Source organism: Flavobacterium sp. TAB 87 (assembly GCF_001529295.1).
Taxonomy (GTDB): domain Bacteria; phylum Bacteroidota; class Bacteroidia; order Flavobacteriales; family Flavobacteriaceae; genus Flavobacterium.
Map to the genome: position 1 here is coordinate 1 of NZ_LLWK01000038.1, position 15,847 is coordinate 15,847.

General features: G+C 34.0%; 14 protein-coding genes. 3 read left to right on the plus strand and 11 right to left on the minus strand.

The features are described 5' to 3' along the window. Positions 1-735: 735 nt before the first annotated feature. The gene (locus AP058_RS12165) at positions 736-1,971 is read right to left on the minus strand and encodes an ABC transporter permease (RefSeq protein ID WP_066311175.1); all 1,236 of its coding nucleotides are present in this window, start codon (positions 1,969-1,971) and stop codon (positions 736-738) included. Between the two features lie 108 nt (positions 1,972-2,079). Continuing rightward, on the minus strand, positions 2,080-2,574 hold the full coding sequence (locus AP058_RS12170; RefSeq protein ID WP_066311180.1) for a YkgJ family cysteine cluster protein: 495 nt from the start codon (positions 2,572-2,574) through the stop codon (positions 2,080-2,082). Between the two features lie 69 nt (positions 2,575-2,643). Here AP058_RS12170 and AP058_RS12175 point away from each other — a divergent pair, with 69 nt between their 5' ends. Beyond that, positions 2,644-3,351: a bifunctional 2-polyprenyl-6-hydroxyphenol methylase/3-demethylubiquinol 3-O-methyltransferase UbiG gene (locus AP058_RS12175; RefSeq protein WP_066311187.1), complete on the plus strand. Its 708-nt coding sequence runs from the start codon at positions 2,644-2,646 to the stop codon at positions 3,349-3,351. 119 nt (positions 3,352-3,470) lie between these two features. Here the strand turns inward: AP058_RS12175 and AP058_RS12180 are convergent, their stop codons facing one another. The 3 genes from AP058_RS12180 to AP058_RS12190 form a co-directional block, all read right to left on the minus strand. After that, positions 3,471-4,103, minus strand: coding sequence for a 7-carboxy-7-deazaguanine synthase QueE (locus tag AP058_RS12180; protein WP_066311190.1), 633 nt, complete (start codon positions 4,101-4,103; stop codon positions 3,471-3,473). 101 nt (positions 4,104-4,204) lie between these two features. Beyond that, on the minus strand, positions 4,205-5,872 hold the full coding sequence (locus tag AP058_RS12185; RefSeq protein WP_066313397.1) for a lipopolysaccharide assembly protein LapB: 1,668 nt from the start codon (positions 5,870-5,872) through the stop codon (positions 4,205-4,207). Between the two features lie 10 nt (positions 5,873-5,882). Then, positions 5,883-6,803, minus strand: coding sequence for a substrate-binding domain-containing protein (locus tag AP058_RS12190; protein WP_066311192.1), 921 nt, complete (start codon positions 6,801-6,803; stop codon positions 5,883-5,885). Between the two features lie 70 nt (positions 6,804-6,873). Between AP058_RS12190 and AP058_RS17350 the strand changes: the two genes are divergently transcribed. Beyond that, positions 6,874-7,011, plus strand: coding sequence for a hypothetical protein (locus AP058_RS17350; RefSeq protein ID WP_157492717.1), 138 nt, complete (start codon positions 6,874-6,876; stop codon positions 7,009-7,011). Positions 7,012-7,035: 24 nt separating this feature from the next. Here AP058_RS17350 and AP058_RS12200 read toward each other — a convergent pair whose 3' ends face one another. Genes AP058_RS12200 through AP058_RS12215 form a run of 4 tightly spaced genes read right to left on the minus strand, consistent with a single transcriptional unit; the run spans position 7,036 to position 9,918 of the window. Continuing rightward, positions 7,036-7,833: an energy transducer TonB gene (locus AP058_RS12200; protein ID WP_066311196.1), complete on the minus strand. Its 798-nt coding sequence runs from the start codon at positions 7,831-7,833 to the stop codon at positions 7,036-7,038. Positions 7,834-7,873: 40 nt separating this feature from the next. Beyond that, complete coding sequence (locus AP058_RS12205) at positions 7,874-8,419, minus strand: biopolymer transporter ExbD (protein WP_066311198.1); 546 nt, start codon at positions 8,417-8,419, stop codon at positions 7,874-7,876. 19 nt (positions 8,420-8,438) lie between these two features. Next, complete coding sequence (locus tag AP058_RS12210) at positions 8,439-9,050, minus strand: biopolymer transporter ExbD (RefSeq protein WP_066311205.1); 612 nt, start codon at positions 9,048-9,050, stop codon at positions 8,439-8,441. Between the two features lie 46 nt (positions 9,051-9,096). After that, positions 9,097-9,918: a MotA/TolQ/ExbB proton channel family protein gene (locus AP058_RS12215; protein WP_066311206.1), complete on the minus strand. Its 822-nt coding sequence runs from the start codon at positions 9,916-9,918 to the stop codon at positions 9,097-9,099. A gap of 375 nt (positions 9,919-10,293) precedes the next feature. Here AP058_RS12215 and AP058_RS12220 point away from each other — a divergent pair, with 375 nt between their 5' ends. Beyond that, on the plus strand, positions 10,294-11,814 hold the full coding sequence (locus tag AP058_RS12220; protein ID WP_066311209.1) for a helicase HerA-like domain-containing protein: 1,521 nt from the start codon (positions 10,294-10,296) through the stop codon (positions 11,812-11,814). Positions 11,815-11,859: 45 nt separating this feature from the next. Here the strand turns inward: AP058_RS12220 and AP058_RS12225 are convergent, their stop codons facing one another. Both AP058_RS12225 and AP058_RS12230 read right to left on the minus strand, forming a co-directional pair. After that, a complete protein-coding gene (locus tag AP058_RS12225; protein WP_066311211.1) occupies positions 11,860-13,203 on the minus strand; it encodes an NAD(P)/FAD-dependent oxidoreductase in 1,344 nt (447 codons plus the stop codon). Between the two features lie 195 nt (positions 13,204-13,398). Further along, positions 13,399-15,783 (minus strand): penicillin acylase family protein, encoded by a 2,385-nt coding sequence (locus tag AP058_RS12230; RefSeq protein WP_066311214.1) that lies wholly within the window; start codon positions 15,781-15,783, stop codon positions 13,399-13,401. Positions 15,784-15,847: the final 64 nt, after the last annotated feature.

The following is a 15,847-nucleotide window of genomic DNA, read 5'->3' on the forward strand; positions in this document are numbered from 1 at the left end:
ATTCTTCCTTGTCAGTATCTCAAATAACTTGCGCCTTTAGCGGGGTGCAAATGTAAAACGTTTTTTCTTACTACACAAACTTTATTTTGATATTATTTTTGAAGAAAATCTCCGCTGTAATATCTCAATTCGTAGTCAGTAAAAAGTAGAACGTGTCGCTGTTGCGGGTGCAAAAATAGTCACTTTATTTACATAAACAACCCTTTTTATTGCATTATTTCAATCTTTTTTTTTAATAAATTCTTAACTCTTTGGAAACCTTAATCTTGTGAACACTTTACACTATTGTCTTTTTAGCCTTTTACATCGCTTTCGATCGGTTTCTTAGGATTTACGTGGGGTATTTGCTTTTACTCTACTCCTCTTTCTTGCTTCTGGTGGGATTTTACGAGAATATGTTGGGTATTAACTTTTAACTCTTTTAAAACTTCACTCTTTTTATTGGGTTTTGAGAGGTTTCTTTGTCACTTTATAATAATGCTAGAACTTCGAACTCGATTCAGTTAATTTTACTGCTGTATTTACTCCTTATATATAGGTAACAAAAACTTGCTTGATCTGAAACACAAAATTTAAACAGAATAGCTAAATCCTAGCCCTGGTAGCAGCGGCATCCTTCTATTGCTTTCTTTAAGCAATAGAAGATACAGCGAATGACAGGAAATAGCTCCTAAATATAAAAAAACTTCCTATACCTATATATAAAGGAAGATTTTAAATAGTACAAAATTAGCTTTAGTCAAAACGGATCGCCTTGACCGGAGATATTTTTGTAATGATGTAGGATGGAATAAGTAGAACCACAAAACAAACAACAATCGTTAATCCGTTTAAAAGTAAAATGTACATCCAATTTAAATAAACTGGAGCTTGATCTACGTAATAATTTTCTGGATTGAGCTTTACGATTCCGAATTGTTGTTGAAATAGCAAAATTCCGACACCTATTAGATTTCCCCAAAATAGACCTCGCACTATTAGATAGAATGCATTATATAAAAATACTTTTCTGACCGTCCAATTGTTTGCACCAAGTGCTTTTAAAATTCCGATCATTTGAGTGCGCTCTAAAATAAGAACCAATAATGCTACTACCATATTAATTGTAGCCACTAAAATCATAATTACTAAAATAACAATGATATTAAAATCGAATAAATTAAGCCAGTCGAAAATGTAATTGTACTTCTCGATTATTGTCTTTGTATCTAACGAAGACGAAGTCTGTTCGTACACTTTTTCTCCAGTACTTTTTATTTCACTGAAATCATTGGTAAACAACTCAAAAGCTCCAATTTCATTCGGTTTCCATTTATTGATGCGTTGAATATGACGAATGTCTCCTATTATATAAGTAGCATCAAAATCTTGAAAACCTGAATTGAATAAACCAACAATTTGAAAACGGCGAATGTTGGGCATTTTATTTTGTTCTTCCTTAACAAAGAAGGTATTGAATTTATCGCCGACTTTGAGATGAAGCCTATTAGCGAGATAACTCGAAATTAACACTTCTTCGTTGAGTTGATTGATAAAAATAGGCAACTGACCCGCGATTAGATATTCCTTTATATTATTCCAATCATAGTCAGTTCCCACTCCTTTAAAAATAATTCCTTCAAAAGCAGTTTCAGTTCTTATAATTCCAGCCTTTGTTGCGACAGCTTGCACATGAGTTACCTCAGGGACCGTTTTAAAATAAGGATAAAACTCTTGTTTTTTTGAAATTGGACTTAAGGTTACCTCCGATTGATTATTATCGTAATTTGAAATTATTATTTGTCCGTTGAAAGCAGAAACTTTATCCCGAATCTTTTGTTGTAAACCGATTCCCGTTGCTACAGAGACAATCATCATAATCATACCAATGGCAATTGCCGAGATAGCAATCTTGATAATAGGCGCTGATATGCTACTTTTATTATCTTTTGAAGTAATGAGTCGTTTGGCTATGAAATATTCTAAATTCAATTTTAATGTCTGCGTTTAAAATTAATACCTGATTTTGTCATCATCAAAAATACATCTAAAATAGAGAACTCCTGACTGTTGGAAAATAATTATGAAAAGTTTAAAATTCTATAAGGGTAATCTCTTTTTCATTTCTTCTACAATATTAAAAGCAGCTGGGCACATTGCTACATTTTTTAAGGTAAGATCAGATATTTGCTGAAATTTCTTTCGGTCTGTATGCGGAAATTCCCGACACGCTTTGGGCCTAACATCATAAATCATACAATAATTCTCGTTATCCAAGAATGTACAAGGCACGGCTTGCAAGACATAATCACGATCTTCATCGATGCGTAAATACTGTTCGATAAACTGTTGTGGCTTTTGCCTAAGATGTTTTGAAATACGCTCGATATCAGCCAAAGTAAATAAAGGCCCGGTTGTTTTACAACAATTAGCGCACGACAAACAGTTGGTTTTTTTAAATTCTGCTTCGTGAATTTCTTGCATCACGTAATCCAGATTTTTAGGCGTTTTCTTTTTTAACTTATCAAAATACTTTTTGTTTTCGATATGCTTATCTTTGGCTAACTTACCAAGTTCGTTCAATTGTGGTTTCAAGTTTAAATTTTTAAAGTTGGCTCGCAAAGTTACTCAACTTGAAAGATTGAACCTTAAACTTTAGATAAAATGTTAGATTTGTTCGGAAAAGCAATGTTGGATTATCAGACCAACAATAATCCAGAAGATATAATTACAGAAACTTCGATCTCAGATCCTGACGAAATGAGCATTTCCTACTTGTTTCGATCGTACAATGAAATGCCTGAAATTGAAAAAAAAGCATTACAACTAGCTAGAGGCAAAACGCTAGACGTTGGTTGTGGAGCCGGAAGCCACAGTTTATCATTACAAAATGATCGCAAGCTTGATGTATATTCCATCGATATTTCTCCAAAAGCAATAGAAACCTGTCGTCTTCGTGGTTTGCAAAATACAGCAGTTGAAAATATTTTAGATTATTCTGGAGAAAAATTTGATACTGTTTTGCTGTTAATGAATGGAACTGGAATTTTCGGCAAAATAGAGAATTGCAATTTGTATCTACAAAAGTTAAAATCGCTTTTAAATATTGGAGGACAAATTTTAATTGACAGCTCTGATATTATCTATATGTTTGACGAAGATGAAGATGGCGGAAAATGGATTCCTTCAGAAAAAGAATATTATGGTGAGTTGACTTTTACACTAACTTATAAAAACGAAAGAGAGATTCCGTTTGACTGGTTGTATTTAGATTATAATACTTTGCAAAATGCCTCGATAGCAAATGGCTTTAAGTGTGAGCTAGTTCAAGACGGAGAACATTTTGACTATTTAGCTCGATTGACACTCTAATTTTTTCACATTCACTTTCAATGAAAATTAAAATTAATTAAACTGCCGAACTTAAAAATAAAAAAGTCATTTCTTAAAAATTGAAATGACTTTTATTTGTGCTATACTTCTGCAAAAACCTACGGAATGTTTAAGTATTTGTGCGTTTGCAATGAAACCCTCCATTTAGGGTTATTCATAACATAGTCAACAATAAGCGGCGTCATTTCGTCATTTTTACTCCACTCCGGTTGCAGAAATAAAATAGCATTTTCGTTCACTAAGCTCGCTTGCTCTTCGGCAAAAATAAAATCATGCTTATTGTAAATGATCACTTTAAGCTCGTGCGCATTATCATAAACGGTTTGAGTAGGTAACTTATTTTTCTTTGGAGAAAGACAAATCCAATCCCAAGTTCCAGACAGTGGATAAGCTCCAGAGGTCTCTATATGCACTTTTCTATTTTTTTCCTTTAATTGCTTTGTCAATAAACTCATATCCCACATTAAAGGCTCTCCTCCCGTTACTACGACTGTATCTGCAAACTTACTCGCGTTCTCCACTATAGTTTCAGTGCTTGTTGGCGGATGCAATGCTGCATTCCAACTTTCTTTAACATCACACCAATGGCAACCTACATCACAGCCTCCAATTCTAATAAAATACGCAGCTGTTCCTGTATGATATCCTTCTCCTTGTATAGTGTAAAACTCTTCCATCAAGGGCAACATTGCTCCTTTATTTACAGCTAATTGTATTTCTTTTGATAACATTATAAAAATTTAAAGTGCAAAGATAGTGTTTTGAAAATGGAAAAATAAAAAACCCGATAGCTTAAAGCTATCGGGTTTACATATTGATTCGTGATCAATTCTTATTTTAATGCAGCTAGCGATTGATTTGCATACGCATTAGTAGGATCTAACGCTAACGTTTTGTTTAAATACTCTATTGCTTTCGCTTTGTCAGTATTTGCATAACTTGATGCTATATTATTATATGCTTCAATAAACTTCGTTATTGTAGATGGATTTGCAAGTTCTTCAGCTCCTTTTTCTGTCGTTACAGCAATGTACTTGTCGTAGTTAGTAACCATTAGGTCATCTTTTTCTAACAATCTATTGATTCTAGCTTTAAAAAGATACGCTTCTTGATAGGTTGGTGAAGCAACAATTACTTTTTCAAAAGCAGCGTCCGCTTTTTGAAGTGAAGCTGTATCAATTTTATCAACACCATTTACATTTGCGTAATAAAGTGACAAACCATAATACACGTTATCATCTAAGTAACCATTTCCTTCTGGATTGTTTGCTCCAAATTCAAAAAATGCAGCAGCTTCTTTATATAATTTTTTACCAAAGAAAATTTTACCTTGATCACTTAACTCTTCAGAAGCTAGAGGTTCCATTTCTAAAGCTTTTTTAATATCCAACATTCCTGCCTCAAAAGCTGCTGGCTCAATTTTAGTACCTTCTACATTAGTACCTTTTTTAATTTTTGCTAAACCTAGATAAATATAATCTTTCGCAATTACATTATTGGTAGGTGAATTAACAAAGTCATTTAAAGATTTGATAGCTAAATCTACATTACCGTTCTCATAAGCAGAATATCCTAAATATCTGTAAATTCTTGGATTTACTTTATCCAATTCAATCATTTTATTAGCCTCAACTTCAAGTGCTTTGTAATCTTTTACTAAAATTAAAAAATCAGCATGACGCATTCTTGAATCTAAAGAATAATCGGTAAGTGTTAAATATTTTTCATAATTCTGAATCGCTTTTTGCATATTTTCTTCAGACTTAGAAGGTTTATTTCTTCCCCATTTGTAATAAGTCTCTGCTAATTCTCTATAAACTGGACCGTAATTTGCATTCATTGCAATTACTTCATTAAAAGACTTAATCGCTTCGTCGTATGATTTAGCACCTTTTAGTAAAACACCCAATTGCATTTTTGCTCTTAATAAAGTGTTATCTGCACTAAATGCATTACGATACGCTTTGTAAGCTTCATTTTGATTACTCTCTCCATAATAGGCGTCACCTAAAGAAAGTAATGCTTGCGAATTATTGGAATCAATAGCTAGCGCACGATTTAAAACTGTAATCGCATTCTTGTAATCTGGATTAGTAGAATTAATATATGCTCTACCAACGTAAATAAATTCCTCTACATCTTTACGACGCATCGGTTTTGTCGCTAAGTTGATATTTGCTTGCGCAGAAGCTACATTTTTATTATTTAAATCAAGTTGTGCTAAACCAATGTAATTGAAATTAGCATTGTCCGCCGCTTGTAATCCGTTTAAATAATAGATTTTAGCTGAATCAACGACTGCTTGATTTAAATATACATTACCTAAAATAAAATTTGCTTTTCCGCTTTTAGGATTTTCTTTAATAATAGTTTTCAATAACGATTTTGCTTTTTCAAACTGTTCTGCATCAATCGCTCTTTTTGCTTCTGTTAAATCTTGTGCATGACCTGCTCCAGCAGTAACCAATAATCCAAGAGTAAAAATTTTAAACTTATTCATCTTTTTTAATTTATTTTTTATCATTAATGATTTCATTTCTTATTATAATCTTTCTTCCAGGAGTCTTGTATGGTAACAATTCTGATTTCAAAATTATTCTTTGACCGATATCCCCAGCTACGAATGAAGAAATCCCCATTCCTAAACCAGCACTACCTTGACAGTTGACAATATACAATTCGCGTGCCAAAGGATAAAAACCTTTAGCTAAGCTGTTTTGTGTAGGCGCATAATACTTTTCGTCGTTAAGACCTCTAACACTTAATATATTAACTTTATTGATGAATTCATTCATCTCTGGCAAAGGCTGAGTCAACCAATTGACTCCGACCACTCCTATCATTCCTTCATTTTCTGCTACAAATTTAATAACCTCTTCGTTAGTTTTAAATGAATAAACTCCTTCAGTAGGAATTGCAGCAACTTTCGCTAAATCTTTCAAATAGCGTACGGTACTAGAATTTGGATTGTCAAACACTAATCCTTTGATACCTTTAGCAGATTTCCCTTCCATAAAACTAATCACGTCTTGTAACGCAATTAAAGTATCATTATTACTTTTATTACCAATCAATGCAATAGCATCGGTAGCAAAAGGAGTTACTCTAGGAACTATTTTCTTCTGTTCAAAAACCATTTTCTCCTTGTCACTTAAATTACGAGCCATAAAAGCTACTGCAAATTTCTGATTTAATAAATCATTTACAATTTCAGCTTCTGACTTTGAAACCACCGTAACTTTCGCTCCATAAATATCTTGAAAAATTAACATCTGGTCGTCAACAACTGGAGTTAATGTTTCATCTGTTAAAACGGTTACACTACCCTTAAGTATTGTTTCTTTGTCTTGTTTATCTTTATCGTTCTGATTGCATGTAATCAGCAATAGACTAAAACTTACCAACGCTAAAACTTTACTTTTATTTAACATACTTACTGCGTATTAGAATTAAAAAAACGAACAAATCGAATAAACGAATATACAATCAACAATGCTCCGAATGCAATACGATACTTTGGCTCCATTGCGATTGGAAGTGATTTTGAAAAGATTATTATCAAGCCCAATACCAAATATAGTAAAAAAAAGGACATTCCTAAAACAAGAAGAAACCGCTCGTGAAGCGATTTCTTCTTAATATTTTCAAGTATTTTCTTCAACATTAGTCAGCGCTTTGAATAGTAATTGGTAGTGAGTATAAAACCCTAACCTTTTTACCATTTTGCTCTCCTGGCTGCCATCTCGGACATTTCTTAAGTACTCTAATTGCCTCTGCTCCAGTTCCATAACCGATATCTCTTAAAACCTTAATATCTGTTAATGAACCATCTTTTTCAACAACAAAAGTAACATAAACTTTACCCTTTAAACCTTCTTCTTCTGGCGCTCTATAGTTGTTTCCAACAAACTTGTAGAATTTCTCAATTCCTCCAGGAAATTCTGGTTTTACTTCGATACCCGCGGTGTTGTACACTTTGTTATCCTCTTCAACTACTGCCGCAGTTCCTGTACCAACAGGTTCTACAGTTAATACTGCATCTGGATTACCTTTTATTGTTTCTTTACCAACGTTTTTGTCCTTCATCTCCACAATCTTAGGCGGCTCTTCAGTTACTTCTTCTGTTTTAGCCACAACTGGCTTAACAAATTTCACTTGATCCACTTTAGGAGCGGGTGGTGGTGGTGGTGGTAAATTAGGCTTAATTGGTTCCACTTTCTTTGGCGGCAATTTTACTGTCGTAATCTTAACATCCATATTCACTACCTTATCTTTTGAACTTGGCAACAAATTGATGATAAGTGGAATAGCAACAGCCAAACTGAAAAGAAACGCTCCAATAATAAGTGCTTTTATTGTAGTCGATTTATTTTCTTTTCTTAACTGATATGCCCCGTAGATCTTATTACGACCTTCGAAAACAATGTCAAGCCATTGATTTTTTAAAATATCTAATTTCATCTTTCTTAATTATTAGGTTATTAAGAAAATAGGACAAAGCCTATTTTCCGTCTAACAATTTTGTTTCTTCTGGCGAAAAGTCATTTACAATTGCATATGTCTCTACTCCAGTAATTGCCATCTCATCTAATACATCAACTAAGTTTTTATATTTAGATTTCTTACTCGGTTTGATAATAACGATGATACCTTTATCTTTAGTACCTGTATATTCAATAACCGATTGTTTTCTTGCTACAAGCTCTGGACGGATTCCGTTTTTGCCATAAGCGATCTCTTTTGGTCCTGCAATTGGATTATCTAGTAACCCCATATAATAAACCAACTTCCCATTTTCACCTAATAACAAAGTTAAAGTTCTCTTTTCATCAACTTTAATTTCTGCGTTTAAATCAGGATTCTCGTCTTTATCTGGCAATGCCAAACTCATCGATTGAGGCTTTGACAACGTGGTAGTCAACATAAAGAAAGTAATCAATAAGAAGGCCAAATCTACCATAGCAGTTAAATCTACTTTTGAGTTTTGTTTTTTACTTCTTACTTTACCACCTTTACCGCCACCGTCGCCGGTATTTAATTCAGCCATTTTAGTGTGTTTTTTTTAATTAAAAGTCATGTCCTCTTTTACCGGTCACTAAACTAAAAGTATTTACTTTTTGATCTTGCAACATATCCATAATCTTTCTGATTGCTGGATATTCTTCTTTAGCATCTCCCTTTATAGCAAACTGTAATTCCTTATCGTTTACTTCTATGTTTGCTTTACGCGCACTGAAAACCCAGTCTTTCAACTGATTATCCAAAGAATCTTGAGGTATACCCGGTTGATCTGCTTTACTTCTATCTGCACCTTTCATTTCAATGATCGATTTCAAACTTGTCATAGGGACACCAAAATCATTCATTAAAGAAAAAGCAGTTTTATCGCCTTCAGAAAAAGTAACACCGTACTTCTCCTCCATTAACTCTAAAGTTTTAATTCTAACGTCTTTTCCTTTTAAATCAAAAAAGACTTTTCCTTTACCAACCGTTAGAGTAGCTAAATCAGAATCTGGTAATTTAGTCTCTACTGTTGAAGCAGGAGTATCCACTGGCAAAGCCTCTGGAACTTTAGAAGTAGCGGTTAAAATGAAGAACGTCAACAAAAGAAATGCAACATCACACATGGCAGTCATATCCGTAGACATAGACTTTTTTTTCATTTTTATTTTCGCCATTATCTTTTATTTTAAATTTGGCATGACTAGCATGCCAAAAAAATTATTATTGTTTTAAACTTCCTCTGAATTTTCTGTATGTGTTAACAATAGTAACACCAGCCTCATCAATAGAGTAAGTTAAATCATCAATTTTAGATGTAAAGAAATTGTAAGCAATAATTGCAAAGATAGAAGTAGCAATACCTGTGGCTGTATTTACAAGTGCTTCAGAAATACCTGTTGCAAGAGCTGCTTGGTCAGGAGAACCTGCAGATGCTAATGCACCAAACGCTTTGATCATCCCTGATACTGTTCCTAATAATCCTCCAAGAGTTCCTAAAGATACTAATGCAGAAATAATAGTCATATTTTTCTCTAACATTGGCATTTCTAATGAAGTTGCCTCTTCGATTTCTTTGTGAATTGTTTCAGAAGCTTCTTCAGAATTGAATCCTTCTTTTTTCACATCTTGGTATTTAACTAACGCAGATCTAATTGCATTTGCAACAGAACCTTGTTGTTTATCGCACAAAGCAATAGCTCCTTCGATGTTTCCTTCTTTAATGTTTCTTTGAACATTAGTCATAAACGTATCTAAATTAGATTTTCCAGCTGCTTTAGAAATAACAAAAAATCTTTCAAATGAAAATACAACAACCATTAACAACATACCTAACAAAATCGGTACGATAAAACCTCCGTGGTAAACCATTCCTAGCGTATTCAAAGGAGTTCCTTCTGGATTACCGCCTTCAAAGTTAGCTGGAGCACCCATGATAAATTCCCAAATTAACCAACCAACAAAAACACAAGCTACAATAATGATTCCTGAAACCATTCCTCCTCCATTTGAAGTGCTTTTCTTTTCAACTTTAACGTTTGCCATTTTTTTAATTTTAATAGTTTTAAATAATTTTATTTTTTAGTTATAATAAACTTGTAGTGGAGCAAATTTATATGTTTCATTGAAATAAAAAAACTTTTTTTAATTTTATTGCAATTAATTTAACGCAACAATCAAAAAAGCGACATCGTTTTCGATAGTGCATTGATGAAATAAAACATAAAAAATAATTTTTTATGAATAAAATTGCATCCTTTCATTAAAAAACACGCTAAACACGTAGATTATTCACTAAATGTTAATTAAAAAAAAATAATCACTATTTAAATAAAAACGTGATAATTAGGCGTCGATGCCAATTTTCAGCTATTTCCGCAAAAAAACATATATTGCAAACTCTAAAAAACGCTAAAGAACATGGGCAAAAAAGACGATTTCATTCAAAATATAACAAATGGGTACCAAACCAAGGGAGAAAGCATCATTTTGGGTGGAGCTATGTTGGACGGTGAGGCAATTGCAGATACGTTTGTAAAAATCCCTCTCAAAACACTTAACCGCCACGGGCTAATTGCTGGAGCAACAGGAACGGGAAAAACTAAAACAATTCAGGTTTTTTCAGAGCAACTTTCGCAAGCTGGAATTCCTGTTTTAATGATGGATATTAAAGGAGACTTTAGTGGAATTGCCAAAGAAGGAGAAGAGAAGTCCTTTATTACGGAACGTCATGCAAAAATAAATTTACCGTATAAGACTGCACACTTTCCTATTGAATTAATGACGCTATCTGAACAAGGTGGTGTTCGATTGCGAGCGACTGTCTCTGAATTTGGACCCGTCTTATTTTCTAGGATTTTAGATTTGAATGCTACGCAATCTGGAGTGGTTTCGGTCATCTTTAAGTTTTGTGATGATAAAAAAATGCCTTTACTGGATTTAAAAGATTTTAAAAAAGTAATTAACTATATTACCGAAGAAGGGAAAGAAGAAATTAGTGCGAACTACGGAAAAATCTCGACTTCGACCACTGGAACTATTCTGCGAAAAATCATAGAATTGGAACAGCAAGGTGCCGATTTGTTCTTTGGTGAACTTTCGTTTGAAATAGATGATTTGATGCGAATTGATGAAAATGGACGCGGCTACGTGAATATTATTCGTCTAACCGACATTCAGGATAAGCCAAAATTGTTCTCGACTTTTATGCTAAGTTTATTAGCTGAAATATACCAGCAAATGCCAGAAAAAGGAGATGCTGAACAACCCGAATTGGTTATTTTTATTGATGAAGCACATTTAATTTTTAATGAAGCGAGTAAGGTTTTATTAGATCAAATTGAGTCTATTGTAAAATTAATTCGTTCGAAAGGCGTGGGTATTTACTTTGTAACGCAAAATCCAATGGACGTTCCTAGCGGAGTTTTGGCACAATTAGGACTAAAAATCCAACATGCTCTGCGCGCTTTTACCGCTAATGACAGGCAAGCAATTAAGAAAACTGCGGACAATTACCCAACCTCTGAATTTTACAAAACAGACGAGCTTTTAACGAGCTTAGGAATAGGTGAAGCTTTGGTTACGGCTTTGAACGAAAAGGGAATTCCAACCCCGTTAGTTGCTACCATGATGCGTGCTCCAGAAAGCAGAATGGACATACTAACCGAAAGTGAAATTCAGGAAATAAATGCGAAATCGAAATTAGTTAAGAAATACAGTGAGCTTATTGACCGAGAAAGTGCTTATGAAATGTTGACAAAAAAAATCAACGAAGCGGAAGTTATTGCTACGAAGCAACAAGCTGAAAAAGTAGTTAAAAAAGCAACCAAGTTAGAACCAACTACGACAGAAGTAGTAGGGAAGTCAGTTTTAAAAATTTTAACAAGCGCGACTTTTATACGTGGGGCTTTTGGCGTTCTGTCTAAAATGCTTAAAAAATAAATCAAAAAATAAACCCGTTTAAAATATTTTAAACGGGTTTACTTTTTACGCTTTAGCTAATAGCTCTAGTATTTTATTCTCTACTATTTCAGAATCCCAAATTGTTTCAATATCGGGTAATTTTAATACATTTTGCATGATCTCATTTTGAAAATCACCTAGCGCTAACGCCTCGGTATACGGTCGATCGCTAAAGGTTACTCTACTATATAAGGGAATCCATTTTTCGGGAAATTTTTCCGCAAATCTTTTTTCTATTTTCTTCTGCAATAGAAATTTTTCGTCGGCAGTTTTAGAACTCATCTCCATAAAATTACGGTACGATAATTCAGCGATGGCGTCTGCGTTGGGTTTTCTATCAATTTGATATTCAGAAAAAATGGTTTTCCAATCGTCTCCAAATTCCTGCATCTTTTCAAATAAAACAGTAATATCCTCGAAACCGGCATTCATTCCTTGTCCATAAAACGGGACAATTGCGTGACAAGCATCTCCAATAAGAGCAATTTTATCAGTGTATGTCCATGGAAAACACTTCATGGTGACCAAAGTACTTGTTGGATTTTTAAAGAAATCTTCCGCTAACATGGGAATTACTTCAATGGAATCTGGGAAGTTTTTCTTGAAAAAAGTTTCTAATTCTTCTTTATTATTTAACTCAGCTAATGAATTTTCTCCTTCAAAAGGCATAAATAAAGTACATGTAAAGCTACCGTCTTGATTGGGCAAAGCAATTAGCATGTATTCACCTCGTGGCCAAATATGAAAAGAGTTTTTATCTAATTTATGAGAACCATCTGCATTAGCAGGAATGTGTAATTCTTTGTAACCAATATTTAAAAATTCTTGCGAATAATTAAACATACTCTGACGTTGCATGCGATGTCTGATTCTAGAAAAAGCACCATCAGCTCCAAAAACCATATCGTATTTTTTTTCGGTCCACTCACCTCTTTCGCTTTCCCCAATGTGCAAAGTAGCATCGCTTAAAGTAACGTCCCAAATTTTTTGATCGAAGAAAAAAGTAGCTCCTGCGTGCTCAGCCAGATCAATCATTTTTCGATTTAAAGTCCCTCGAGAAATAGAATAAATAGATTCGCCCTCTTGCCCATAAGGCTGATAATTGAACTTATCAACCAAATGAATAGCACGTTTGTCCATTGGAATAGCAATTTCGCGAACTGCATCGCCAACTCCTACACCATCTAATGCTTTCCAACCTCGATCAGACATTGCTAAATTAATTGAACGGCCAGAAAAAGTAATGTTACGAATATCAGGACTACGATCGTATACATGAACTTCGTGACCTGCTTTTTTAAGATAAATTGCCAATAGTGAACCTACTAATCCTGAACCTACAACAGCAATTTTAAGTGGTGTTTGCATGAGTAACGAATATTTATAAGTTCGTAAAAATACTAATAATCTAAGGAAAGAATTTGCAAAGCTCTAAATATTTGATTTTTACTTCGAAACAGATTCGAAATTTATGGACTAAACAGATTCACACATATCAATTCCGCTATAAAAGTTAAACTCAAAACCACGATTCAATCGCAAATAATTTATTCTGAAAGAAGCTTATTTAGTTTTAAAAACAAGCTTAGTGGACGACTTTACAATTTCATTTTTGTTCAATTTCATTTTTCTATATTTTCCACTGTTATACAACAAGGCTTGATCTTTATAATGTTTGCTAAAAGGATTTCCTGATTGTCCTGTTGGCAAGATACTCCAGCTATTTTCGATATCTGAAAAATCAACAACACGTCTTGTAGATGGCCCACCAGTCACTTTATAATTTCCGTCTTCAGAGAAAGAAAAAAATTGATTATCAATAACCTCGTTCGATCCAGCAGTACCAAAAGGTCCCACATTAAAAATACTACGTAATGCTTTGACAGTTCCTAACGGATGCCCGTATTCGACAGTGTGGACATTTTTCCATTGCCAATCGTTTGTCTTTGTTCCTAATTGCTTTTCTAAGTCTACCACAGCTTGGTGAAAGGATTTTGAAATAATATCATTTTCGGTTTCTTTCAAATCGACAGTTCTCACATCATCCCACCAAATCGATTGCTCATTATCCAATTGTTTGGCGATGACTTGCTTCATTAAATGCGTCCCTAAAAAAGATTCAAAATGGTCTTTTCCTAATTCATCTTCAAAAGTGTTTTTTAAGTACAAATAAATCCATTTGTTATAAATGGTCGGTGCTACATCTTCTAAATTATTTGTCCCTTTCCAGCTTTTCATTATCGAAAGTACTTCGCTTTCTTTAGGAGTTAATTTCTCGTCTGCTACAAACTTCACTAATTTTTTTACCACTTTTGACGCAACGCTCGACGTATTATCAAACATCATTGTACTAACACTTTTTTTATCCCAGTTCGACTTTTCATCCAGCAACCCGACAATTCGTTTCGCGCGATCTTCTGGTAAATAATAGCCCGGATATAAATAACCATCAATGGCTGCTGGCTGATTGTTTGCAGAGTAAACGTAACCTGATTTTGGGTTTTCAGCCGACGGATTTTTATCAAAATCAAGGTATTCCATAATGTCATCGGTACCAGAAGCACCATCCAAGATAAAATTTGTATTGAATCCTTTGTTGTGTTTATATAATTTTCCAGTTGCCCACCATGCTACATTGCCCTTTGCATCACCGTACATTACATTTAATCCTGGCGCAGCGACCAATTCAACTGCTTTTTTAAAGTCGTCTTTGCTTTTCGCATGAGACAATCCGTACACTGCATCTAAAAGCAAGATTGGTTCTTGGGTATAAATCCAAGACATGGCGAGCGGTTTTTTACTCTTTACATCCAATAATAAATCATTCATCAGTGGTCCGTGACGACTTACTTTCACCTTTAAAATAACATCTGACGTGTCTTTTACCTTGATCGTTTTAATTCTCGTGGTGTAGTTCTCAAATCCATTTGGTGTTTGATATTCGTTTTCATCATTTACGTTATTTGTCTCTTCATAAAAATCAACATCATCATTTTCGAACATCGTCAAACCATACGAATACTCACGATTATGAGCTAATAACGGAAATGGAGTTCCCGCCAAATAACAGCCATACATTTCATAATCTGGCGTTATCAAATGCGCTTCGTACCACGTACCCGGCTGTGAAAACCCGATGTGCGGATCGTTAGCAAAAATTACTTTACCACTTTTGGTTTTCGTACCAGCTACGACCCAACTATTACTTCCTACAAAAGCAGCGACAGGCATTTTCTCTAAAAGGGCCGCAATTGATTTGGAAACAGCGGCATATTCTTCACTTTGATTTTTGGTGCTTTTAATCTGTGTTGTATTAAACTCACCTTGCAAACCAAAATCTTTAAGATATGCTGCCCCCAACTTATTTTTGATATCTGAGAGTAATGGATCTGTTTTTTGCGCTATGGCAAAACTAAAAGCCATATAACCGTAAATATTATACACATCTTTTAATGTGAACTGCTGCTTTTTGATTCCTAATATTTGAAATTCAATTGGAGTAACTCCCTCTTCTAAATATTGATTAATTCCCTTTAGATAAGCCATTGTCTGCACATAACTCGGGCTATTTTTATCCAGCTTAGCAATCGCTTTAGCGGAAGCTTCTTCGATACCAAGTCCGACAAAAAAGCGGTCATTATCCAAAGCTACTCTTCCAAAAATTTCGGACAGACGTCCTGAAGCAATTCGGCGCATCAATTCCATTTGCCACAATCGATCTTGTGCATGAACGTAACCCAATGTAAGCATCGCATCTTTTTGTGAACTGGCATAAATGTGCGGAATTCCAAATTCATCAAAATAAACTGTAGTTTCTTTTTCTAGATTTTTTAGGCGCAACTCTCCTTCGTACTTTGGTTTCATATAAAAAATAAAACCTAAAACTCCAAAAATAAGGAGCAGCAACACGCCGCCAAATACAAATAAAATTCTCTTCAAGTTTTTCATAAAATCCACAAATAATAATTTCAACAACTTATAATCATATAAGACTAACTGTTTTTAAATGTAT